This is a genomic window from Amycolatopsis australiensis (genome assembly GCF_900119165.1).
Classification (GTDB): Bacteria; Actinomycetota; Actinomycetes; order Mycobacteriales; family Pseudonocardiaceae; genus Amycolatopsis; species Amycolatopsis australiensis.
Window position 1 is genome coordinate 6,351,049 of the sequence record NZ_FPJG01000006.1, and the last position, 23,062, is coordinate 6,374,110.

The window sequence follows — 23,062 nt, forward strand, 5'->3', positions numbered from 1 at the left end:
CGCGCGCCCCGATCGGGTGGATTCGCCGCCGGGCCCGGCGGGTAGCCACCGGCGCATGCACGCAACGAATGGCCGCGGTGCGCACCGGGCGGGCCACGCCGTGGGGGAAGCCGAAGGCACGGCCCAGTGCCAGGAAAAACCGTTGGGAACACCGGGAAAGCCGCTCGACCGCCGGTCGCCGTTCTTCGCCGGGCTGACGGCCGCCGCCGGGGTCGTCGTCACGGTCGCGGTCGTCGAGGTCGTCCTCGCCGCGTCCGACGTGCTGCTGCTCATCGGGATCGCGTTCTTCATCGCGGTGGGCCTGGAACCGGTCACCGGGCGGCTCGCGCGCCGGATGCCGCGTGCCCTCGCCGCCGCCGTCGTCGTCACGGCCGGGCTGGCCGTGTTCGCCGCCGCGGTCGCCGGTGCCGCCGTCCCGCTCGGCGACCAGATCGGGCAGCTGCGGGACGGCGCGCCGCACTACCTGGCGCTGCTGCGCGACCCCGCCACTCTGCTGGGCCGGGCGAACCAGGCGTTCGACCTCGAGGCCACCGTCCGGGGCATCCACGTGGCCGACGTGGCCAAGTCGCTCGCCGGCGTGCTCGGTGACGCGGCCATCGTCGTCATCCTCAGCACCTACTTCGTCGCCGACTTCCCGCGGGTGCGCACGGCGCTGTACCGGCTGGCCCCGCGTTCGCGACGGCCGCGTGTGATCCTCATCGGCGACGCGGTCTTCCGGAAGGTGGGGGCCTACCTGGTCGGCAACGTCGTCGTGTCGCTGATCGCCGGGGTGCTGACGTTCGCCTGGCTCTCGGCCTTCGGCGTGCCGTACCCGCTCGTGCTCGCTCTGCTCGTCGCCGTGCTCGACCTCGTCCCGGTCGCCGGTTCGGTGGCGGCCGGGGTCGGCACCAGTCTGGTCGCGCTCACCGTCTCGGTGCCGGTGGGCCTGGCGACCGCCGGCTTCTTCGTCGCCTACCGCGTCGTCGAGGACTACCTGCTGCTGCCGAAGATCGTCGGCCGCGCGGTGCGGATCCCCGCGCTCGTCACCGTGGTCGCGGTGCTCCTCGGCTTCGAGCTGCTCGGCGTGGTCGGCGCGTTCGTGGCGGTGCCGGTCGCGGCGGCCGTGCTGCTGGTGGTCCGTGAAGTGGCGGTGCACCGGCTCGACCGGACGTGAAACCGCCGCGCGGGGGGCATCCGCGCGGCGGCTCCCGGTCACGGCCGGGTCAGTTGCCCTGCGCGGTCCCGCCGTCCGCGAGGGTCCCGGCGGCGCAGTTCTCGGGGGTCATGCCGTCGGCCTCGGACTCGCCCGGCGAGAGGACCGGCACGTCGACACCGTCGGCGACCTGGTGGATCGGCACCTGCACGCCGAGGACGTTGACCTCGTTGTCGCAGACCCCGCCGACCAGGTTCAGGTTGTGCACGGCGTCGAAGTTCGACACGTTGCCGAGCCCGACCTGGTCGGTGTTGTCGATCGGGTGACCGGCGACGGTGATGTCGGTCGCGGACGCGGAACCGCCGAACACCGCCATCCCGGCGGCGAGGGCGGTCGCGACGAAACCGAGCTGCTTGATCACGGAAAGAACTCCTTCAACAGACCCACCGGACCGTCCGGCGGGGGTTCGGGGAATGGAAGCGGGCCCGGCGCTTCGGTTCGCCGGGCCCGGGGAAGTCGGTTAAGGTGCGGTGCACGCCGGGTGGGACCGGCGCACTTCTCCAGTTCGTGGCCGGTCCCACCCGGGTCGGCGTCGATCGGCGTCGCGGCGTGCCCGGGACACGGAACCGGAGTGTGCAGCTCGCCCCGCGTTCCGGGCACGCGTCACGACGTCGACGCGGTCGCCGGATTTCCGCGCCGGGCGCCGGCTTCCGCACACACTGCGGGCGGCGCCGGCACGGAAAACTCAGTTGCCCTGGCTCGTGCCACCGTCGGCCAGGCCGCTCGCGGCGCAGTTGTACGGGTTCTCGCCGCTGGCCTCGGACTCGCCCGGCGACAGGATCGGGACGCCGATCCCGTTGAGCGAGTTGCGGACCGGGACCTGGACACCGAGGACGTTCACGTCGTTGCCGCACAGGCCGAGCGTGCCGTTGACGTTGTGGAGCACGTCGGTGTTGTTCAGGTTGACCAGGCCGACCTGGCCGAGGTGGTCGTAGCCACCGTGGTGGTGGTCGTGGCCGTCCGGGGTGCCGGCCGCGGCGACGCCACCGGCCAGGAACGCACCGGCCGCGACGGCGGCCGTGACGAACCCGATCTTCTTCAGCATGGGGGATTCTCCTCGGTTGACGATTGCGTCGGACGGGGCGGCAATGAAGGTGTGTCTCCGCACCCGTGTGAGGGAAACGTACTGATGGCCCGGGACCGTTTCCACTCGGTGCCACCATCGTGTGGGTGCCGCAAGCCTGTGACCGGCCCTGGTGTGGTCCGATCGGGTTACACGCTCCCCTTTTCCCGCAAAGAGTTCGGGTTCAGGATGCGCCGGTATCGGTTGCCCGGCAAGGGGTATTTCGGACACGACGAAGAGCCCTGCGCCGCCGTGGTGACGGCGACGCAGGGCGGCCGTGGAACGGTTTTCTAGCCGGGCCAGGCCTCCGCCTCGGCGGTGAGCGCGGTGGTCACGTCGATCTCGCCCGAGCGCACCCGCCACGCGAGCGATCCGGGGCGGGGCTCGAGGAGGTGCCAGCCGGTGACGTCTTCGTCGGTGTAGCAAGGGTTTTCGTCGTCGCCGATGCCGAGCGCGGCGAAGTACTGCCGGGCGGGCCAGGTTTCGGGGACCCAGGCACGGGCCCAGCGCACGACGATCCGGGCCAGGTCGTTGCGGCCGTCGGCCGGGTGGATCAGGCGGTCGCCGGTGGTGCAGATGAGGCGGGGCGTGAAGGTCGCGCCGAGCGGGGCGACCACGAGTTGACTGTTCATTCCTCCCCCAGTCCACGGCAATGGACGGTGTTTCCCGATACGGATGCGCACCTGCGCGAAAAAGGGAAGGACGGCGGCGGACGGGCGCGCACGGCACGTCCTTCCTGGGCTCCTGCTTGAACCGGTGGCCATCCTACAAAAGGCGCCGGGACACCGGAATCCGGGGCCACCGATCGCCCGTTTCCGTGACGCCGGGTGTGAACGCGGAGGCCGGGGGTACGCGGCCGGTGACCGGAATTCGCGACGGAAGGAAGATCCGAAATGAACCGGACGGCAAGGAACCTGCTGGCCGCCGCCACGGCGGCGGCCGCCATCGCACTGCCCGGCGCGGCGCCGGCCTCGGCCGCCCCCGCACCGGCGTCGCCGGTACCGGCGTGGCACCAGGCGGACAACGACGGCACGAACGACGGCACCACCCGCGACGACAACGGCGACAACGGGCTGTGGGGCCTGCTGGGGCTGCTGGGCTTGCTGGGGCTGGCGGGCCTGGTCAAGCGCGGGCCGAAGCGGGACGCGATGGCGGGGTACCCGGCGGGCGGGACTTCCCGGGGTCCGGCGTACCCGCCGGGTGAGGCAGCGCCGCCGGCGAACACGTACCCGCCGGCGGAACCGCGCCGCAACCCGCCGGGCGTCTGAGACCGGGCGCGCCGCACCGGAACGGACCGCCAAGCGCCCGCGGTGCGGCGCGCCCCGCTTTTCGGGCGCACATCGGAGTATTGGGCCGTTCGGGTGACGCCATCCGCCACTCGGGCCGCGGCGGGAGCTTGCGGGCCGGGGTCCCCCTTCGCCCGGAGACTTCTCGCCACGCGAGCCGGGACGGCACCCGCTGGCCATGACCGCCCAGAGGCCGGAAGGCCGCCCGCCGGCGGAGTTCCCGCCAGCCGCGCGGCACCGGCGATTCGAGAACCTCCGACCGCAGGACTTCCCGCGACCTGTGACCCAACATCGGCCCGACGGCCTCCCACCGCTGAACTTCTCGCTACCCACGCCCCACCGGCGCTGCGAGCGCCTCTCACCAGCGTGCTTCCCGCGACCGGCGACCCACCGGCGGTTCGAGAACCTCCCACCAGCCAAGTTCCCGCCACCCGGGTGCCACGGGGTGCGCGCGTCACGCTGGTACCCCGCACCCGGATCCCTCTCTCCCGCACAGAACGTCCCGGTGCCGCCTGGCACCGGGACGTTCCGCTTTTCGTACTCCCGAATGGCGCCTTCGTGTCAGGTCTCGGCACCGAGGAAGCCGTCGACCAGCCGGAAAAACCGGCCCTCGACGGCCGCCGCCCAGATTAACGACCCGCTCGGTGGGCAAGAAGTGGTTTCGCATCGTACCCTACTTAAGAGTGTCTTTTCCGACATCGGTAAACGGCATTGATTACCCGTTCATCTCCACCAGAAACCTCACGAACGAGTGAAAGTTGCGCGTGCCGCCGGAACCACTCCAGTCATACCTTCCGTGAGAAAAATCAGGCTGATTCAGCCGTCCATCGTAACGGACCCTCACTAAAGAGTGACGCAGTCACGGATCGTGGCACGGAGGGCGAATCGCCGCCGATCGGCTTCACGCGAACTTGATGTTTGTTCCGTGGATCTCCGGCGGCCGCGCACACTGCGGAATCGGCACTGCGGCCCAGGTCCGGGCATCCGCTCGCGGCGATCGCGTCCGGAGATCACCATGATCGGAGTCGGTATCGGAATTCCGGAGGAGTACGACATGAAAAGTGCACTGGCCCGGGCGGTCACGGTTTTCCTCACCGCGACGGCGGTGACCCTGACCGGCGTGGGTGTGGCCACGGCGGGCGGCCCCGGCGGCAGCGGGTCGTCGAGCACCACGAGCGCCGCGGCGAGCGTCCAGACGCTGCGCGACCAGCTGAAGTCCCGTGTGGACCACGGCGACGTGCCCGGCACGCAGGCGACCCTCGGCGAACTCGACCCGTTGCTCACGGATCTCGCGCAGGGCAAGCGGTACACGATCCAGGCGGAGGCCCGCGACACCGCGGCCACGGCCCAGCAGCAGAACACCGAGGCGCGCCAGGGCGTCGACAAGCTGGCCACGCAGCTGAAGGAACGCCAGTCCCTTCCGCCGGTGACCACCCTGCTGAACGCGCTGGTGCAACGGCTCCTGATCTCGCTGTCCGCGCTGGTGAACGACCTTCTCGGCGGGCTGCCCGTCCCGGTCGGCTAGGGCCCGACCGGACCCCCGGACGGACAAGCCGGCGATGGCCCGGTGCGGCGCACCTCCCCGCACCGGGCTTTCGTCGTCAATACGGACAGGTCAATACGGACAAGGAGAAAGGCCCGGTGCGGTGCTCCCGCCCCGGGCCTTTCTCGTGGGCTCGGTCATTCGTAGACGACGTAGGCGGGCACCGGGCTCAGGGCCATGACCTCCGCCGGGGTCATCAGGGCCGCGTCTCGGCGGGTGTCCTCGTCGAAGAACAGCTTGAACCCGGCGCGGACGTGCGCCGGCTTGGTCGTCATGAGCGTCTTCCAGGTGGCCTTCTTCGCCGTCGCCGAGCCGATCCCGTCGACGACCTTCACCGGCGAGACGCCGGGATGCGCGTGCAGGAGCTGTTCGTCCCGCACCACCGACGACGCCACCTGGTGGTACACCATGACTTTCGCGGGCAGCCGGTGCGCTTCGGCGAGGCCGCCGAGGTACCGCGCGACGCCGTCGAGCTCGTCGCCGGTCGTGCGGCCGAACTTCCGGCCCGGGATCACGCCCGGCTCGACGGCCCACTCGGGGTCGAGCGCGACCCCGACGTCCGGCTCGGTCAGCCACCGCTCGTACGCCTGCACCTCCGGCAGGAAGTCGGCCCGGCCTGGCTGGATGTTCAGCAGCAGCAAGCCGTTCAGCGCCCGGGCCGCGTCGAGGTAGTCCCGCACCGTCTCCTCCCCGCAGCGGCTGCGGTACATGCCGTCCTCGCCGGGCGAGCGGTGCACGGTGGTCGCGATGAGCTCGACGACCGGGGTGATCGGGCGGCCGGCCGGGAACGACCGGATCTGCTGCCGCAGTTCGCGGCTCGCCGCCGCGAGGTCGCCGGTCATGCGGCCGAGCGCCTTCGAGCCCGGCGCCCCGCAGAAGCCGACGAGAAGGCTTTTCTCCAACGGGTTCGGCGGTGGCGTCGGCGGCGCGGGTGACGCGGTGACCGGCACGGCGAGGGCTCTCGCCGGTCGTTGGGCACCGCACGCGCTCGCGGACAGACCCGCGAGAGCGGCGGTGAGGACCAGACGTCGATCGAGGGTTCGTTCGGCGGCGGACGCCGTTTTCGGGACCATCGCGGGGAAATACCCGCGGTGATCTTCGCGCAAACGCCGTTTCCGACGATCACCACATCGTGCCTTTCCCGGTTCCGGGCGCGGTGCCACTGCCTGCGGAAACACGGTTTCCCGGGTGGTGAAGCGGGGTTCGGCGCTCACCCGACCCGGTGTCTCGGCCCGCGCGCGGCCGGAGCCGGGCCCACACTTCCCGCATGCGTAGCCTTTTCCGGTTCGGCGCGGGGTGTGCCGTCGCCGTCGCCGTGGCCGCCTGCGGTGGTCCGGCTCCCGTGGCGCCGAAGACCGCGCCGCCGTCGCCCGCGACCGCCGCGCCGGCCCGCGTCACGCCCGCGCTGGCGCGTCAGGTCGGCGCCGACGAGCTCGGCCGGATCCCGATCCTCATGTACCACCGGATCGTGGCGCAGCCGCATTCGGTCTACGACCGGACGCCGGCGGACTTCACCGCCGAACTGCAGCGGCTGGCCGCGGAAGACTACGTGCCGATCACGACGGCCGAGCTGGTGGCGCGCCGCATCGACATCCCGGCGGGCGCGCACCCGGTGGTCCTGACGTTCGACGACGGCGACCCGAGCGTGTTCGCCCTGACGCCGCAGGGACAACCGGCGCCGGGCACGGCGATCCGGATCCTGCTGGACGTCGCGGCGGCGCACCCGCGGTTCCGGCCGGTGGCGAGCCTGTACGTCAACGAGCACCCGTTCGGCGCGGCGGACGGCGGCCCGGAGCTGCGCTGGCTGGCCGGCCACGGCTTCGAGATCGGCAACCACACGCGTCACCACACGAACCTCCGCACGGCGTCGGAGAGCGAGGTGACGGCGGCGATCACGGAGGAGGACACGGCACTCCGCGCGAACGGCTACCAGCCGACGACGCTGGCCCTGCCGTACGGCACCCACCCGCACCGTCCGGAGCTGGCGCTGCGCGGCCCGGGGTATTCGTACGGCGGCGCGCTGCTGGTGGGAGCCGGCCCGGCGCCTTCGCCGTGCGCACGCGAGTTCGAGCCGGGCTCCATCCCGCGGATCAGGTCCCAGTCGACGGGCAAGGAAGCGGAGTACGGCTCGGCGCACTGGCTCGACGAGCTGGCCAAGCCGGAGGGCCACCGCTACACGTCGGACGGCGACCCGGCAACGGTGGCGTATCCGCGTTCGGGCCCCGCCCCGGCCCCGGCCTGTGCGAGCGTGGGTCTTGCCTACTGAGGGAATGCCGGCGGCCCGGGTGGACTGGCTGCCCCAGCCACGGCCGCGGCCGCATGTCGTGCCGCCGGCGGAGGTTGCGGCGGAGCCGGTGCCGGCGCCGCGGCGGTGGCGGTTTCGGCGCCGGGGTGCGACTGGCGGGCGGGTAGTTCCGGCGGCGGCTTCCACGGTTCCGGACGGATCAGTGACTCCCGCGGCGCCAGTTACTCCGGCGGCGCCAGTTACTCCGGCGGCGCCAGTTACTCCGGCGGCGCCAGTTACTCCGGCGGCTCCGGCGGTTTCCGTTGCTCCGGCGGCATCGGCCGCTCCGGCACGCCACGCAGCTCCCAGCGCCTCGACGGCACCGGCCGCTCCGGCACGCCACGCGGCATCTTCAGCCCGCCCGGCGACTTTCGCAGGCTCGGGCGCTCCGGCACGCCACGCTGCTTCGGCTGGCCCCGCAGCCTCAGCAACACCGGTTGTTCCAGGCCGCCCGGCCGAGCCGGTCGAGCCATCGGCTCCGGCAACTCAAGCCGCACCGGTTGCGGCGGCTAACTCGGCTGCGCTCGCTACTCCGCCCGTGGCGACTCGCGCGGTTCCGACGGCTCGTCCAGCAGCTTCGGGAACCGCGCGGACCTCGACGGCGCCGAAGGCCTCGGCGACCGCGACCCCAGCGACTCCAACAGGCCCACTTGCGGCTTCCGCACCCGCGCCGACTTCAGCGACTCCAGCGGCTTCGGCGACCGCGACCCCAGCGGCTCCGACGAGCCCAGTCACGACTTCGGCACCCGCGCCGACTTCAGTGCCTCCAGAGGCCCGGGCGACCGCGACCACACCGGTTGCAACAAGCCCACTTGCGGCTTCCGCACCCGCGCCGACCTCAGCGACTCCAGCGGCCCCATCGGCTCCAGCCCGTCCACCGGCCGCACCGCGTGCGCCGAAGGTTCCGCGCCAGCGTTCGGTCCGCAGGACCAACCCACCCACCCCCTCCGGACCCACCGAACCGGCCTGGCCGACCGAGCCCGAAGCGGCCGCGGCCGAACCACTCACCATCACGACCATGCTCCTCGAAGTCCCGAAACCGAAAACCGAACCGGAGCACGAGCCAGAGCGGGAAACACCCGCCCAGCCCGTCCCGTGGTGGCCACCCGCAGTACTGGTCTTCGCCGTCGCTCTCGCCGTCACCCTGCTTCTCCTCCCCCGGGCCGCCGAGCCCCGGCGGCTCGCCGGTGCCGCTCAGCCGATGCCGCTCACCTCCGCGCCCACCACCACCGCCAAGAAACCCGCGCCCGCCGAACTGCCCGACGGCGGTCCCGTCACCCCCGCCGGTGCCGGGACCTGGCGCGTCCAGCCCGGTCCGCAGACCCTCGCCGGCACCGGTGGGAAGGAAGTCACCTACACCATCGAAGTCGAAGACGGCGTCGACGCTCCCGGATTCGCCGGCCAGGTCGACGCGATCCTCGCCGATCCGCGCGGGTGGATCGGCCGCGGGGAAGTCCGGTTCCGGCGGGAAACCTCGGCCGACGCCGAACCCCAGGTGCGGATCAGCCTCACCACCCCCGCCACCAGCCGCCGGCTCTGCGGGTTCGCCATTCCCTACGACTCGTCCTGCCACCTGACCCACCGGATCGTCGTCAACCTCGCCCGCTGGGTCCGCGGTGCCCACTCCTTCGACGGCGACCTGACCGGCTACCGCGCCTACGCCGTCAACCACGAGATGGGGCACGAACTCGGCTTCGGGCACGTCGGCTGCCCCGCACCCGGCGCGCCCGCGCCCGTGATGATGCAGCAGACCTTCGGCCTCTCCAACAGCTACCTCGCCGACCTCAACCGCGCCGAACCCGGTGCCGCGACCCGCGTCCCGGCGGACGGGGCCGTCTGCCGGCCCAACCCCTGGGTCGGCTGACCGTGGTTTGAACCGCCGCCCCGCCGGGTACCCACTCCGGGTTTCACTGCGGGGAAAGGGGCGGCATGGTGCGGAAACTTCTCGCCGGCGCGGGTGTGGTCCTGCTGCTCGCCGGGTGTGGCGGCGTCGGCTCCGGGAACGACGGCGGTGGCCCGGCCACCCTCACCACGATGGGGTTCGGGCTCGGCGACGAGATTGCCACGACCCGCGCCGACCTGGCCGGGAAGGCGATCGCCCCGGCGACGGTGAAGATCGGCGGCAGCGCCTTCGACGCCCAGCAGTTCCTGGCCGCCGTCGCGTCGCACACCCCACCCGACCTCGTCTACCTCGACCGGCAGCTGCTCGGCACCTACGCCGCTCGCGGCACGCTCGAGCCACTGACCGATTGCATCGCGAAGCAGCACATCGACGTCGGCCAGTACCGGCCCGCCGCGCTCCAGGAAGTCACTCTCGACGGAAAGGTCTACGGCCTGCCCGAGTTCTACGACAACCGGGTCCTGCTGGTCAACGACGCCGCCGTCGAAGCGGGCGGCCTGCGCCCGGGCGACGTCGACCCGGCCGACCGCGACAAGCTGGCCACCGCCGCCCGGACGCTGACCGCGCGCGCCGCGAACGGCGGGCTGTCGCGGATCGGGTTCGACCCGAAGATCCCCGAGTTCCTGCCGCTGTGGGCCAGGGCCGCCGGGGTGCAGATGCTGAGCGAAGACGGCCGGACCGCGCACCTCGACGACCCGCGGCTCGTCGGCGTCCTCGAATACACGAAGTCGCTGATCGACGCGCAGGGCGGCTGGGGCTCGGTGAAGGCCTTCCGCGACTCGTTCGACTTCTTCGGCGAGAAGAACCCCTTCAAGCAGGGCCAGCTGGCCTCGACCCTGATGGACGACTGGTACCTCAACGTCCTCGCCAACTACTCGCCGGACGTGCGGGTGTCCGCGGCGCCGTTCACCGACACCGCGGGCAAGCCGATCGACTGGGTCACCGGCAGCGCGTGGGTGATCCCGGCCGGCAGCACCCACAAGGACCAGGCCTGCGCGTGGATCAAGACGATGACCGACGCGCAGACGTGGATCGCCGCCGCGAAGGCCCGCGCGGAGAAGCGCCGCGCCGCCGGCAAGGCGTTCACCGGCGTCTACACCGGCAACCGCGTCGCGGACCAGGAGATCTTCGGCAGCCTCGTGCGGCTGAAGGACCGGCCGCAGTTCGACGCCGCCGTGCAGACCGTGCTGCACGCGCAGGAAAGCGCGTTCACGATGCCCGCGTCCCCAGCCGGCTCGGAGTTCAAGACGGCGTGGCAGAACGCCGTCAACCGGGTGCTGTCGGGCGAGCAGAAACCCGCCGACGCGCTGCGCCAAGCGCAACAGGAGGCCCAGCGAGCGCTCGACGCCGCGGTGGCCCACCGGTGAAGAGGCGCACGAAAGAAGCCTGGGCCGCCTACGCTTTCCTGTCGCCGTGGATGATCGGGTTCCTCATCTTCATGGCCGTCCCGATGGTCGCCAGCCTGGTCCTGTCCTTCACCGACTACGACGCGCTGCGGTCGCCGGACGCGGTCGGCTGGACGAACTACCGGCGGTTGTTCGACGACCCGGCCGTGCGCAAGAGCCTGGTCAACACGCTGGTGTACACGGTGTTGTCGGTGCCGTCCACCATGGCCGTCTCCCTCGCGCTGGCCTCGCTGCTCAGCCGCGCCGGACGGCGGTGGGCCGGGTTCTTCCGCACGGTGTTCTACCTGCCCGAGATCACCCCGAAGGTCGCTGTCGGCGTGCTGTTCCTCATCCTGTTCAACGGCCAGGCCGGCCTGGTCAACGCCGTGCTGGGGCTGGTCGGCATCGACGGTCCACAGTGGAGCACCGATCCGCTGTGGGTGAAACCCGGGCTCGTGCTCATGCACCTGTGGTCGGTGGGCAGCACGGTGGTGATCTACCTGGCCGCGCTGCAGGGCGTGCCGCGTGAACTGTACGAGGCCGCGGAACTGGACGGCGCGTCGGCGTGGCAGCGGTTCCGGCGGATCACCGTGCCGATGATCAGCGGCGCGCTGTTCTTCACCCTCATCGTCCAGACGATCGCGGCGCTGCAGTCGTTCGACGAGGCCTACACCGCCTTCTACGGCTCCGCGGCATCGGCGACCTACAGCAGCGATGCGGCGTTGTTCTACCTGATCTACCTGTTCCAGCAGGCGTTCGAGTTCCTGCATCTCGGCTACGCGTCGGCGATGGCGTGGCTGCTGTTCCTCGTCATCCTGGCGATCACGCTCGTGCAGGTGCGCCTCAGCCGGCGGTTCGTCCACTACGAAGGGGGCGACCGGTGACGGCCCGGCGTCTGCTCCGATGGGTGACCCTCACGGCGGCGACCGTCCTGTTCCTCTACCCGTTCGTGTGGTTGCTCAGCGCCTCGGTGAAACCGCGCCCGCAGGTGTTCGACAACGCGCTGATCCCGCGGAACTGGGCGTGGGGCAACTACGTCGAGATCTGGCACGCGGCTCCGGTGGCGGCGTGGTTCCTCAACAGCGTGGTGGTCTCGGTGACGGCGGCCGCCGCGGTCACGCTGACCAGCTCGCTGGTCGCGTTCGGGTTCGCGTACTTCCGCTTCCCCGGCCGCACCGCGCTGTTCGGCCTGGTGCTGGCGACGATGATGCTGCCCGCCGCGGTGACGATGATCCCGGTCTACCTGATCTGGAACAGCGTCGGCCTCGCGCACACGCAGGTCCCGCTGTGGGCGGGCAACCTGTTCGGCAGCGCGTTCTACATCTTCCTGCTGCGCCAGTTCTTCCTCGGCCTGCCGCGCGAAGTGTTCGAAGCGGCCCGGGTCGACGGCGCGAACCACTGGACGCTCTTCTGGCGCATCGCCGTGCCGCTCTGCCGTCCCGCCTTGATCGTCAGCTTCGTGTTCGAGCTCAAGGCCAGCTGGTCGGACCTGCTCAAGCCGCTGATCTACCTGCGCGACCCGGCGCTGTACACGCTTCCGCGCGGCCTGAAGGCGCTGTCCGACCAGTTCGGCCAGGCGGGTGAACAGCGCTGGGAGATCGTGCTGGCGGGCAGTGTCATCACGACCGTGCCGCTGCTGATCGTCTTCTTCCTCGCGCAACGCCACTTCCTGGCCGGGATCACCACCGACAGCCGGCGGGGCTGACGACCGAGGGTCGCCTCTCGTCATCCGGACGAGTCGCTCCCGGTCTCGAAAGGGTCGTCGGGCCCGGCCGCGGACAACACGGTGCAGGGGCGCCGCTGGGCCAGACGGGCAACACCGGCGCGACGGGAGTGAAGCTCCTTGTCGCCGCGATCGGATCCTCGCTAGCGTCGAAAGGGAGGGGACGGCTCCGGGCTGCCGGGAGCGTTTCCTTGTACCCCAAGGAAAAGCGAACGAGGAGTTCTCGATGACGGCTCTCGACCAGCCCGTGGCCCGCACCGCGTACCAGCAGTCGGTCGCCGACTACTGGAACGCGGAAAAGGACCCGGTGAACCTCCGGCTGGGGGACGTCGACGGTCTCTACCACCACCACTACGGCGTCGGCGACTACGACCCGGCGGTGCTCGACACGCCCGAAGACCGGCGCGACGAAGCGATCATCGCCGAGATGCACCGGCTCGAGACCGCGCAGGCCGACGTCCTGCTCGACCACCTCGGCCCGATCTCGCCGGGCGACCGGCTGCTCGACGCCGGCTGCGGGCGCGGCGGCACGAGCGTCATGGCCCACCTGCGGTTCGGCTGCCAGGTCGACGGGATCTCCATCTCCGAGCAGCAGGTGGCGTTCGCGAACGAGCACGTGCGGCAGCGCGGCATCGACGGCTCGGTGCGCTATCACCTGCGCAACATGCTCGACACGGGGTTCGAGTCCGGGATCTTCCAGGGCATCTGGAACAACGAGAGCACGATGTACGTCGACCTGCACGCGTTGTTCGCCGAGCACGCGCGGCAGCTCAAGCCGGGCGGGCGGTACGTGACGATCACCGGGTGCTACAACGACGTCACCGGCGGCCGGTCGCGGGCGGTGAGCCAGATCGACCAGCACTACATCTGCAACATCCACGCCCGCGGCGACTACTTCAAGGCGTTGTCGGACAACGGTTTCGTGCCGATCAACGTGGTCGACCTGACGGCGGCGACGATCCCGTACTGGGAGCTGCGGGCGAAGTCGTCGGTCGCCACCGGGATCGAGCAGCCGTTCCTGACCGCCTATCGCGAAGGCAGCTTCCACTACCTGCTCATCGCCGCCGACCGCGTCTGAGGCGGGCGGGTGACCGGGGAGAGCGCGATGACGGTGTGTCCGCAGTGGACGGTCGGGGCGGCGGGCCCGCCGGTGGGGCCGTTCGGTCTCGGCACGTCGGCGGCGCGGATCGGGACCCAGTTCGCCCCGGCGCCGGGGCCGGATCCGGCCTACGCGTACCTGCCGTGGGGTGACGGCAGCGCGTCGCCGTTGTACTGCCCCGTCCAGGGCCGCGTCGACGACAGCCTGGCCGCGGAAGTCGACCGGCGGCTGGTGGCGTGGGCGGCCGGCTGCGGCTTCACCGGCGAAGGCCTGGAGCAGATCGCGCGAGCCGGCTTCGGCAGGCTGGTCATGCTGGCCCACACCGACTGCGACGACCCCGACCGGCTGCTGGTCGCGGCCCAGCTGAACGCCACGTGGTGGGCGGCCGACGACTACTACGCCGACGACAGCACGCTCGGCGCGGCGCCCACCGAGCTCCCGCCGCGGCTGGCGCTCGTCATGGCGGCCATGGACCCGGTCGCGCCGGCCGGGGAGTTCACGGCCCCGCTGGAGGAGGCCCTGCGGTCGGACCCGATCCTGGTCGGGCTGCACTCGGCGATCGAGCACCTGGGCAGGCACGGCTCGCCGGTGCTGGTGCAGCGCGTCTGCTACGCGACGTTCTCGATGTTCGTCAGCTGGGACGCCTACGCGGCGTGGCGTCACACCGGCCGCTACCCGCCGGCGTGGGAGTACCTGGCCGCACGTCAGCACGACAGCTTCTACACGTCGATGACGCTCGTCGACGCCGTCGGCGGTTACGAGCTGCCCGCGCCGTTCTACTACGACCCGCGCGTGCGGGCGGCGATGATGCGGGCCGGGACGGCGTCGGTGCTGGTCAACGACCTGCATTCGGTCGCGAAGGACGCGGCCGACGAGAAACCGGTCTGCAACATGGTGCTGCAGATCGCCGCCGACCGCGGCTGCCCGGTCGGCGAGGCGGTGGAGGCCACCGTCGACCTGCACAACCAGATCGTCCACGAGTTCGAGGAGGGCCACCGGGAGCTGATGGCCGTGCCGTCCCCGGAGCTGCAGCGGTTCCTCGTGGGTGTCCGCTCGTGGATGGGCGGCGGCTTCACCTGGCACGCCACCAACCCGCGTTACCAGTCTTGACCTTGTTCCGACCAATCCTCATCGATGGGTGGTTTTCGCTGTGACTGTGACCGACCCGGTGGAATCCGACGAGCAGGCGCCGTTGAGTTTGGGGCGGGCCGCGGCCCGGACGTTGGCGACGACGACGAAGTCGGTGCCGCAGATGCAGGGCATTTCCTCGCGGTGGCTGCTGCGGGTGCTGCCGTGGGTGGAGGTCTCGGGCGGCACCTACCGGGTGAACCGGCGCCTGTCGTATGCGGTCGGGGACGGGCGGGTCACGTTCACCTCGACCGGCAGCCAGGTGCGGGTGATCCCGCCGGAGCTGGGCGAGCTGGCCCCGCTGCGCGGGTTCGCCGACGAGGAAGTCCTGGCCGAGCTGGCCGACCGGTTCACCCAGGCCGAGTACCAGCCGGGGGACGCGCTGGTGGAGTTCGGGTCACCGGCCGATCAGGTGTTCCTGATCGCCCACGGCAAGATCAGCAAGGTCGGGACCGGCGCCTACGGCGACCAGACCGTGCTGGGCACCCTGGCCGACGGTGACTACTTCGGCGAAGCCGCCCTGCTCTCCGGCGAGGAGATCTGGGAGTTCACCGCCAAGGCCGTCACCGCCTGCACCGTGCTCACCCTGCCCCGGGCAGCGTTCGAGGACGTGCTGTCCCGCTCGGAAAACCTGCAGGCGCACCTGCACGAATTCGCAGCACGCGGGTCGGGGGCCCGCAACGACCACGGCGAGGCGGAAATCGCGCTGGCCTCCGGACACGACGGGGAACCGGTCCTGCCGGGCACCTACGTCGACTACGACGCCCAGCCACGGGAATACGAACTGTCGGTGGCCCAGACCGTGCTGCGGGTGCATTCCCGGGTGGCGGATCTGTACAACCAGCCGATGAACCAGATCGAGCAGCAGCTGCGCCTGACCGTGGAAGCCCTGCGGGAACGACAGGAACACGAACTGATCAACAACCCCGGGTTCGGGTTGCTGCACAACGCCGACTTCGCCCAGCGCATCCCCACCCGCACCGGCCCACCCACCCCCGACGACCTCGACGAACTGCTCGCGCTGGTGTGGAAAGACCCCGGGTTCTTCCTCGCCCACCCCAAAACCATCGCCGCGTTCGGCCGGGAATGCACCAAAGCCGGCATCTACCCCGACACGGTCGACCTCGGCGGCCACCAGATCCCGGCCTGGCGCGGCATCCCCATCCTGCCCTGCAACAAAATCCCCGTCACCGACACCCGCACCAGCTCCATCCTGCTGATGCGCACCGGCGAACAAGCCCAAGGCGTGGTCGGACTGCACCAAACCGGGCTCCCCGACGAATACCAGCCCGGCCTCAACGTCCGGTTCATGGGCATCTCCGACCAGGCCATCATCTCCTACCTCGTCTCCGCCTACTACTCCGCCGCCGTCCTCGTCCCCGACGCCCTCGCCATCCTCGAAGCCGCCGAACTCGGCCGCGAAAGCTGACCACCATGCCCACACCCACCACACCCCCACGCCCACCCGAACACCAGCCACCCCACCCCAGCACCGGCCTGCCCCCCTCGGCACACGGACCCACCGGACTCGGCACCACCGCCACCCGCATCACCCCCACCCGCGCCAAACCCGAAACCGGCCAGCGGATCAATCCCGCCACGGTCCTCCCGCCAGCCACCACACCCACCGACGGCAAATCCCAGCCCGGCAGGCGGGTGGGCCCGTGACCGCCATCGAAGAGCGGCACACACCACTGTCACTGAGCACCGCCGCCGCCCGGACCCTGGCCACCACCACCAAAACCATCCCCCACACCCGGGCCACCAGCCCCCGCTGGCTGCTGTCCCAGCTGCCCTGGGTTGACCTGCCCGCCGGCAGCTACCGCATCAACCGCCGCCTCACCTACATCCTCGGCGACGGCAAACTCACCTTCTCCACCACCGGTGCCCACACCCGCGTCATCCCCACCGAACTCACCGAACTGGCCCCGCTACGCGGCTTCGCCGACGACAGTGCCCTGACCACCCTCGCCGACGCCTTCGAACAACGCCACCACGAGCCCGGCGACACCATCACCACCGAACACGCCCCGCTCGACGCCCTCATCCTCATCGCACACGGCAAGATCACCCGTCACACCACCGGCCCCTACGGCGACGAACTCACCCTCACCACCGCCACCACCGGCGACCACCTCGGCGCCGAACTGCTCACCACCTCCACTGCCACCTGGCCTTACACCGCCCGCGCCGCCACCCCGGTCACCACCCTCGTCCTGCCCGCCACCGCCTACACCCGCCTCCAGGACAGCCTGCCGACGCTGCGCAGCCACATCACGACCGTCCTCAGCCGACCGAAGCCGCCAGCGAACACCAAAGGCGAAGCCGCCATCGACCTCACCGCCGGCCACGACGGCGAACCACGCCTCCCCGGCACCTACGTCGATTACGACCCCGCGCCCCCCGAATACGACCTCGCGGTCGCCCAAACCCTGCTGCGCACCCACACCCGCGTCACCGACCTCTACAACGCCCCCCACGACCAGCTCCACCACCAACTTCGCCTCACCATCGACGCCCTCCGCGAACGCCAGGAACAGGACCTGATCACCGACCCCGGCTTCGGGCTGCTCCACAACGCCGCGCCCCAGCACCGCATCACCACCCGCACCGGCCCACCCACCCCCCACGACTTCGACGAACTGCTCACCCGCCGCCGCAAGACCAAGTTCTTCCTCGCCCACCCCCGCGCCATCACCGCCTTCGCCCGCGCCTGCACCCGGACCCGCACCTACCCCGCCACCACCACCCTCGACGGCAAACCCGTCATGGCCTGGCGCGGCGTCCCCATCCTCCCCAGCGACAAAATCCCGATCACGCCGTACGGAACCACCTCGATCCTCGCCCTGCGCACCGGCGAAAAGGACAACGGCGTCATCGGCCTGCGCCCGGAAACCCTGCCCGACCAGCACGAACCCGGCCTCAACATCCGGTTCGCCGGCACCAGCGACCAAGCCATCACCGGCTACCTCGTCTCCGCCTACCACTCCACCGCCGTCCTCGTCCCCGACGCCCTCGGCATCCTCGACGACGTCGAAATCGGGCGACCGTGAATCCGTAGCCGCGCCGGCGGGCGAAGTCAGAGCACGAAACCCGCCGGGAAAGGATCCTCCGGGTCGAGCAGATACGTGGCTGTGCCGGTGATCCACGCCCGGCCCGAGAACTCGGGGATCACCGCCGGCAGGCCGCCCACCGTCGTCTCCGCCACCAGCTCGCCGGTGAACGTCGTGCCGATGAACGAGCTGTTCTCGAACTTCGTGTGCAGCGGCAGCCCGCCGCGAGCGTGCAGCTGGGCCATCCGGGCTGACGTGCCGGTGCCGCACGGTGACCGGTCGAACCAGCCCGGGTGGATCGCCATCGCGTTGCGGGACGTGCGGGCGTCCGAACCCGGTGCGAGAAACTGGACGTGCTTGCAGCCGCCGATCAGCGGGTCGGCCGGGTGCTTCGGCGGACGCTGCTCGTTGATCGCGCCCATGATCGCCAGGCCCGCCGCAAGGATCCGGTCTTTCTCCGCCCGGTCGAACGGGATGTCCACCCGGGACAGTTCGAGGATCGCGTAGAAGTTGCCGCCGTAGGCCAGGTCGTAGCGGACCGGTCCGAGACCCGGGACCTCCACGACCGCGTCACGCTCGGCCAGGAACGAGGCGACGTTGCGCAGCTTCACCCGCGTCGCCCGGCCGTCGCGTACCGAGACCTCCGCGCGCACCAGCCCGGCCGGGGTGTCGAGGCGCACCACGGTCGTCGGCTCGGTGACCTCCACCATGCCGGTCTCCACCAGGACCGTCGCCACGCCGATCGTGCCGTGGCCGCACATCGGCAGGCAGCCGGACACCTCGATGTACACGACACCCCAGTCGGCGTCGTCGCGGCAGGGCGGCTGCAGGATCGCGCCGCTCATCGCCGAATGCCCGCGCGGCTCGTGCATCAGGAACTGCCGGATGTGGTCCAGGTGCGCCGTGAAGTACCGACGGCGCTCGGCCATCGTCGTCCCGGGAATCGGGGCGACGCCGCCGGTCACGACGCGCGTCGGCATGCCCTCGGTGTGCGAATCGACCGCCGTGATCGCCCGTGACGACCGCATCACGCCACGCCCAGCGCGGCCAGCGCGCGGCCCATGTCGGCACGGACCCGCGCGCGGACGTCGTCGGGCAGCGGGCCCCGCGGCGGCCGGCAGGGCCCGCCGTAGCGGCCCACCATGTCCATCCCGAGCTTGATCGCCTGGACGAACTCGGTGCGCGAGTCCCAGCGGAACGCGGCGACCAGCGGCTCGTACAACGCCTTCGCCTCGTCGAGCTTGCCCGCGGTGGCCAGCTCGTGCAGCCGCGCCGACTCGGCCGGGAAGACGTTCGGGAACCCGGCGAACCAGCCCGTCGCGCCCATGAGCAGGCTCTCCAGCACGACGTCGTCGGCGCCGCCGATCACCGCCAGGCCCGGCGCGCGCTCGCGGATCTCCAGCACGCGCCGGACGTCGCCGGAGAACTCCTTCACCGCGACGACGTTGTCGATCCGCGCGATCTCGGCCAGCAGAGCGGGGGTGAGATCGACCTTCGTGTCGAACGGGTTGTTGTAGACCATCACCGGCAGCCCGACGGACGCGACCGCTTCGAAGTGCGCGACCACCTCGCCGGGGTTGGCGCGATAGAGCGTCGGCGGCAGGCAGAGCACGCCGTCCGCGCCGTCCTCGGCCGCCAGCTCGGCCCAGTGGCGCGCCTGGTGCGCGCCCGGGGCGTGGACTCCGGCGACGACGATCCCGTCGGCGCCGACCGCCTCGATCGCGGTGCGGGTGACGCGGCGTCGTTCGTCGTCGGTGAGCGAGGAGTACTCGCCGAGGGAGCCGTTCGGCCCGACACCGCGGCAGCCGTGGTCGACCAGCCACCGGCAGTGCTCGGCGTAGGCGTCGTAGTCGACGGCCAGCCCGGCGGGCGCGGCGTCGTCGGCGCGGTAGGGCAGCGCGGCGGCGACGACCACGCCGCCGAGGTCGCGGGTGGGCATGGCTCAGGTCTCCTCCGGCTCGGCGAGCTCGCCCAGGCGGATCGGCTGGGCGATGGGGCGGTGGTGGCGTTCGGCGACGCCGCACAGCTCGGCGACGGTGGGGCCGCACATCCGGCCCTGGCACGGGCCGAGCCCGGCGCGGGTGCCGAGCTTGAGCGCGTGCGGGCCCGCCGTGAGCGGGTCGGCGGCGGCGCGGGCCAGCTCGCCGTACGGCGTTTCCTCGCAGCGGCAGACGATCGTGTCCTCGCGCAGCCAGCCGGGCCACGCCGCGCCGATCGGATGCGCGGCCGCCAGGCGACGGGCGAACGCTCGGGCGCGGTCACGCCTGCGCAGCAGGGCCCGGCCGGGCGTCCCGCCGGCCGCCGCACACCCCGCGACCGCGCCTTCCGCCGCCGCGGCGGCCGCGCCGCCGATCCCGGTGATCTCGCCGGCGGCGAACACGCCGGGGACGCTGGTGCGCTGGTCGCCGCCGACCCCGACGAACCCGCCGTCGAGCACGCAGCCGGCCGCGACGGCCAGTTCGGGCTGCGGCACGAACCCGTGCCCGGCACAGACGGCGTCGACCTCGAAGACCCGCTCGGTGCCGGGCACGACCGACCAGTCCGCGCGGACCCGGGCGGTGACGGCTTCCCGGACCCGGTCGTCTCCGCGGGCTTCGACGACCGCGCGGCCCAGGTGGTACGGCACGCGGTGACGAGCGAGCGTCCCGGCGTAGCGGGCGAGCTCGCCGAGCTTTCCGGGAACCTTCCAGCCGGTGAGGACCGTCGCCGCCGTGCCGGCCTCCAGGACGGCGACCACGCCGGCGCCCACGCCCAGCAGCGAGTCGGCGACGGGCAGCAGGAACGGTCCCGTGCCGGTCACGAGCACCCGCCGCCCGACGGCGACCCGCTCCCCCTTGGCCAGCGCCTGCGCGGCGCCCGCGGTGAAGACGCCGGGCAGCTGCCAGCCGGGGAACGGCAGGGTCCGGTCGTGGGCGCCGGTGGCGAGGACCAGCGCGTCGGGCTCGAGGACGTGCCGCTGCCGGCCGGCGCCGTCGGCCGGGCCGCGCAGGAGGTGGACCCGCCGGCCCTCCAGAGCCCACACCGTGCTCCCGGGCCACCACGTGCACCGGTCCAGCAGCTCCTCGAAACCGTGCCGGGCGCCCGGCAACGTCCGGTGGTACTGCCCGCCCGGCGCGTCGGCCTGGTCCAGGACGGTGACGTCGGCACCGGCGCGCAGTGCGTGTTCGGCGGCGGCCAGCCCGGCCGGCCCGGCGCCGACGACCACGACGCGCGTCACCGGTCCTCCCGGGACTGGGTCCGGATCTCGTCTCCGTCCGCGGCGCGGCGGCGGCAGGCCCGGACGTCGGCGACGCCGTTCACGGTGACCAGGCAGTCGAAGCAGGCGCCGATGCCGCAGAAAACGCCGCGGGGTGCGCCGGAGCGGGTGGTGCGCCAGGAGATCCGCCCGGCGGCCAGGAGGATGCCCGCCACGGTCTGGCCCGCGAGACCCGGCACGGTCTCGCCGTCGACGGTGATCGCGATCGGCCGCGCCGCCCACCCGCTCACGCCAGCACCGCCGGACGGTCCACAGTGAACTCTTCGGCCGGCATCGACGGGGTGGCTCCGGTGAGGAGCTCGCGCAGCAGCCGCGCGGTACCGACGCTCAGGCCGATGCCCGCTCCTTCGTGTCCCGTGACGTGCCAGAGGTTGCCCAGCCGCGGGTCTTCGCCGATCACGGGCAGATGATCGTCCACATAGGGCCGGAAGCCGCCGTAGGCGCGCATCACCGCGGCGCCGGCCAGCGACGGGAACAGCCGCAGTGCCTTGGCCGCGATCGCGCCGAGGACGTCCGGCAGGATCGCGCCGGCGAAGCCCACCCGGCGGCGGGACGAGCCGATCAGGACCGTGCCGCCGCGAGTGGCCTCCACGACGGCGGAGGTCTGCAGGTCTTCGTCGCCGGAACCGACCGCACCGACGTAGTCGGCGTCGTAGACCTTGTGCCGCACCACGCCGGGCATCGGGGTGGTGACCAGGACTTCGCCGCGCCGGGGCCGGACGGCGATCGGCGCGCCGAGGCGTTCCGACACGATGCCCGACCACGGGCCCGCCGCGTTGACGACGACGTCGGCTGCGAGGACCTCGCCGGGCACGCGGACCCCGGTGATCCGGCCACCGTGGACGACCGCGCCGAGCACTTCGGTGCCGGTGCGCAACCGGGCGCCGTGGCCGAGCGCCGAACCGAGCAGGGCCACTGCCGCGCCGGCCGGCTGGACCTGCGCGTCCTCGGGGTAGTGGACGGCGGCGGTCACGTCACGGGTCAGCGCGGGTTCGGCGGCCGCGACGTCCACAGCGGACATGGGCTCGGCCCGCACTCCGGCCGCGGACTGCCGTGCCGCGAACTCGGCGAGCGCCCGCGCGCCGGCTTCGGTGGTGGCGACGACGATGCCGCCCTTGGGGTCGAACTCCGCGGCGGCGGCCCGTGGCCCGAGTTCCGCGACGACCTGCGGCCACAGCCGGGCCGACAGCTGGGCGAGCCGCAGCTCCGCGCCCGGCCCCTTGTCCGAGACGAGGAGGTTGCCTTCGCCGTGCGAGGTCGTGCCGCCCGCCGGGTGGCCGCGGTCGGCGACCACGACGTCGAAGCCGGCGAGGCTCAGCTCCCGCGCGCAGGCGGCGCCGACGGCACCGGCCCCGATCACCACCGCGCGCGTTCGGTTCATCGACCCTCCGCTGTTCGGCAAAGCGAACGCTCGGAGGTTAGGTCGCGCGCGTCGGCGGTGTCAATCCCGCAGCACGGGGTGCGGCCGTCCGTCGAGGCGTTCGTCGGCGCGGTACTGCAGCAGCAGGACCGAGTGCACGGGCGCGGCGAGCGCGGTGTAGCTGTGCGGTTCGCGGGCGTCGAAGGCGACGTAGTCGCCCGGCCCGAGGTCGACGGTCCGGCCCGCGACCTCGACGCGCAGCCCGCCGGTCTGCACGACGGTGTGCTCGACGCCGACGTGCCCCTGCGAGCGCTGCGGCGCGTCGCCCCGGACGACCTGGTCGTAGACTTCGAAAACGCTGCTGTCGGCTTCGATCCGGCGCAGCGGCCGCAGGTCGACGCCCTCGCCGCGCAGGACCTCGACCTCGGCGGCCCGCACGACGGTCAGCCCGCCGCGCGGCCGGTGGTCGAGCAGGTCGGAGATGGCGACCTCGAGGGCGCGGGAGAGGCTGAAGACGGTCTCGATGGTCGGGTTCCCGGTGCCGGCTTCCAGCTGCGAGAGGGTCGCCTTGCCGATCCCGGACCGCCGCGACAGCTCGGAAAGCGACAGCCCGCGCGCCCCCCGTGCGGCCCGCAGGTTGACGGCGAGCATGTCCCGGATCGACGGTGCCTCGTCGGCGGCAGTGTTCGGTAAAGCGTCCATCGAGCCCTGTCTCCGTTCGGCTTGCCGTACGGGCCAGGGTCATGATGCCATGCCGCGTCGCGTGCCAGAATGAGCGCCGCCGTTTCAT

General features: G+C 72.0%; 23 protein-coding genes. 12 read left to right on the forward strand and 11 right to left on the reverse strand.

What is annotated here, in order from left to right:
- Nucleotides 1-142: 142 nt before the first annotated feature.
- Nucleotides 143-1,153: an AI-2E family transporter gene (locus BT341_RS30975; RefSeq protein ID WP_072482281.1), complete on the forward strand. Its 1,011-nt coding sequence runs from the start codon at nucleotides 143-145 to the stop codon at nucleotides 1,151-1,153.
- 49 nt (nucleotides 1,154-1,202) lie between these two features.
- Here the strand turns inward: BT341_RS30975 and BT341_RS30980 are convergent, their stop codons facing one another.
- The 3 genes from BT341_RS30980 to BT341_RS30990 form a co-directional block, all read right to left on the reverse strand.
- A complete protein-coding gene (locus BT341_RS30980) occupies nucleotides 1,203-1,553 on the reverse strand; it encodes a hypothetical protein (RefSeq protein ID WP_072479628.1) in 351 nt (116 codons plus the stop codon).
- 324 nt (nucleotides 1,554-1,877) lie between these two features.
- The gene (locus tag BT341_RS30985; protein WP_072479629.1) at nucleotides 1,878-2,237 is read right to left on the reverse strand and encodes a hypothetical protein; all 360 of its coding nucleotides are present in this window, start codon (nucleotides 2,235-2,237) and stop codon (nucleotides 1,878-1,880) included.
- A gap of 308 nt (nucleotides 2,238-2,545) precedes the next feature.
- Nucleotides 2,546-2,887 carry a hypothetical protein gene (locus BT341_RS30990; protein ID WP_072479630.1) on the reverse strand — a complete coding sequence of 114 codons (342 nt, stop codon included), beginning with the start codon at nucleotides 2,885-2,887 and terminating at the stop codon, nucleotides 2,546-2,548.
- Nucleotides 2,888-3,148: 261 nt separating this feature from the next.
- Between BT341_RS30990 and BT341_RS30995 the strand changes: the two genes are divergently transcribed.
- Together BT341_RS30995 and BT341_RS31000 are read left to right on the forward strand one after the other, a co-directional pair.
- A complete protein-coding gene (locus tag BT341_RS30995) occupies nucleotides 3,149-3,523 on the forward strand; it encodes a WGxxGxxG family protein (RefSeq protein WP_072479631.1) in 375 nt (124 codons plus the stop codon).
- 1,072 nt (nucleotides 3,524-4,595) lie between these two features.
- Complete coding sequence (locus BT341_RS31000) at nucleotides 4,596-5,066, forward strand: hypothetical protein (protein ID WP_072479632.1); 471 nt, start codon at nucleotides 4,596-4,598, stop codon at nucleotides 5,064-5,066.
- A 155-nt stretch (nucleotides 5,067-5,221) separates the two neighbouring features.
- Here BT341_RS31000 and BT341_RS31005 read toward each other — a convergent pair whose 3' ends face one another.
- Complete coding sequence (locus BT341_RS31005; protein WP_245805166.1) at nucleotides 5,222-5,986, reverse strand: hypothetical protein; 765 nt, start codon at nucleotides 5,984-5,986, stop codon at nucleotides 5,222-5,224.
- Between the two features lie 365 nt (nucleotides 5,987-6,351).
- On the opposite strand from BT341_RS31005, the gene BT341_RS31010 reads away from it, so the two are divergent.
- The gene (locus tag BT341_RS31010) at nucleotides 6,352-7,350 is read left to right on the forward strand and encodes a polysaccharide deacetylase family protein (RefSeq protein WP_072479634.1); all 999 of its coding nucleotides are present in this window, start codon (nucleotides 6,352-6,354) and stop codon (nucleotides 7,348-7,350) included.
- 254 nt (nucleotides 7,351-7,604) lie between these two features.
- Here the strand turns inward: BT341_RS31010 and BT341_RS45575 are convergent, their stop codons facing one another.
- Nucleotides 7,605-7,763, reverse strand: a complete 159-nt coding sequence (locus tag BT341_RS45575; RefSeq protein WP_177328931.1) for a hypothetical protein — start codon at nucleotides 7,761-7,763, stop codon at nucleotides 7,605-7,607.
- A 623-nt stretch (nucleotides 7,764-8,386) separates the two neighbouring features.
- Here BT341_RS45575 and BT341_RS31020 point away from each other — a divergent pair.
- From BT341_RS31020 to BT341_RS31055, 8 genes are all read left to right on the forward strand, one after another.
- Nucleotides 8,387-9,232 (forward strand): DUF3152 domain-containing protein, encoded by an 846-nt coding sequence (locus BT341_RS31020; protein WP_084743043.1) that lies wholly within the window; start codon nucleotides 8,387-8,389, stop codon nucleotides 9,230-9,232.
- A 65-nt stretch (nucleotides 9,233-9,297) separates the two neighbouring features.
- On the forward strand, nucleotides 9,298-10,635 hold the full coding sequence (locus tag BT341_RS31025) for an extracellular solute-binding protein (RefSeq protein ID WP_072479636.1): 1,338 nt from the start codon (nucleotides 9,298-9,300) through the stop codon (nucleotides 10,633-10,635).
- A complete protein-coding gene (locus tag BT341_RS31030; RefSeq protein ID WP_072479637.1) occupies nucleotides 10,632-11,537 on the forward strand; it encodes a carbohydrate ABC transporter permease in 906 nt (301 codons plus the stop codon). Before BT341_RS31025 ends, BT341_RS31030 begins: the two co-directional genes overlap by 4 nt.
- A gap of 23 nt (nucleotides 11,538-11,560) precedes the next feature.
- Nucleotides 11,561-12,358, forward strand: coding sequence for a carbohydrate ABC transporter permease (locus tag BT341_RS31035; protein ID WP_245805167.1), 798 nt, complete (start codon nucleotides 11,561-11,563; stop codon nucleotides 12,356-12,358).
- Between the two features lie 244 nt (nucleotides 12,359-12,602).
- Complete coding sequence (locus tag BT341_RS31040) at nucleotides 12,603-13,454, forward strand: geranyl diphosphate 2-C-methyltransferase (protein WP_072479639.1); 852 nt, start codon at nucleotides 12,603-12,605, stop codon at nucleotides 13,452-13,454.
- A 27-nt stretch (nucleotides 13,455-13,481) separates the two neighbouring features.
- Nucleotides 13,482-14,585: a family 2 encapsulin nanocompartment cargo protein terpene cyclase gene (locus BT341_RS31045; protein WP_245805168.1), complete on the forward strand. Its 1,104-nt coding sequence runs from the start codon at nucleotides 13,482-13,484 to the stop codon at nucleotides 14,583-14,585.
- Nucleotides 14,586-14,625: 40 nt separating this feature from the next.
- The gene (locus BT341_RS31050; RefSeq protein ID WP_072479641.1) at nucleotides 14,626-16,032 is read left to right on the forward strand and encodes a family 2B encapsulin nanocompartment shell protein; all 1,407 of its coding nucleotides are present in this window, start codon (nucleotides 14,626-14,628) and stop codon (nucleotides 16,030-16,032) included.
- Between the two features lie 235 nt (nucleotides 16,033-16,267).
- Nucleotides 16,268-17,656, forward strand: a complete 1,389-nt coding sequence (locus BT341_RS31055) for a family 2B encapsulin nanocompartment shell protein (RefSeq protein ID WP_072479642.1) — start codon at nucleotides 16,268-16,270, stop codon at nucleotides 17,654-17,656.
- Nucleotides 17,657-17,682: 26 nt separating this feature from the next.
- On the opposite strand, the gene BT341_RS31060 is transcribed toward BT341_RS31055, so the two are convergent.
- Genes BT341_RS31060 through BT341_RS31085 form a run of 6 tightly spaced genes read right to left on the reverse strand, consistent with a single transcriptional unit; the run spans nucleotide 17,683 to nucleotide 22,974 of the window.
- The gene (locus tag BT341_RS31060; protein ID WP_072479643.1) at nucleotides 17,683-18,684 is read right to left on the reverse strand and encodes a proline racemase family protein; all 1,002 of its coding nucleotides are present in this window, start codon (nucleotides 18,682-18,684) and stop codon (nucleotides 17,683-17,685) included.
- Nucleotides 18,684-19,595 carry a dihydrodipicolinate synthase family protein gene (locus BT341_RS31065; protein ID WP_072479644.1) on the reverse strand — a complete coding sequence of 304 codons (912 nt, stop codon included), beginning with the start codon at nucleotides 19,593-19,595 and terminating at the stop codon, nucleotides 18,684-18,686. The genes BT341_RS31060 and BT341_RS31065 overlap by 1 nt, the downstream gene beginning before the upstream one ends.
- A 3-nt stretch (nucleotides 19,596-19,598) precedes the next feature.
- Nucleotides 19,599-20,873 (reverse strand): FAD/NAD(P)-dependent oxidoreductase, encoded by a 1,275-nt coding sequence (locus BT341_RS31070; protein WP_072479645.1) that lies wholly within the window; start codon nucleotides 20,871-20,873, stop codon nucleotides 19,599-19,601.
- Entirely contained in the window at nucleotides 20,870-21,142 is a 273-nt protein-coding gene (locus BT341_RS31075) for a (2Fe-2S)-binding protein (protein ID WP_072479646.1), read from the reverse strand. Before BT341_RS31075 ends, BT341_RS31070 begins: the two co-directional genes overlap by 4 nt.
- Nucleotides 21,139-22,293: an NAD(P)/FAD-dependent oxidoreductase gene (locus tag BT341_RS31080; protein ID WP_072479647.1), complete on the reverse strand. Its 1,155-nt coding sequence runs from the start codon at nucleotides 22,291-22,293 to the stop codon at nucleotides 21,139-21,141. The genes BT341_RS31075 and BT341_RS31080 overlap by 4 nt, the downstream gene beginning before the upstream one ends.
- A gap of 60 nt (nucleotides 22,294-22,353) precedes the next feature.
- Nucleotides 22,354-22,974, reverse strand: a complete 621-nt coding sequence (locus BT341_RS31085; RefSeq protein WP_072479648.1) for a helix-turn-helix domain-containing protein — start codon at nucleotides 22,972-22,974, stop codon at nucleotides 22,354-22,356.
- Nucleotides 22,975-23,062: the final 88 nt, after the last annotated feature.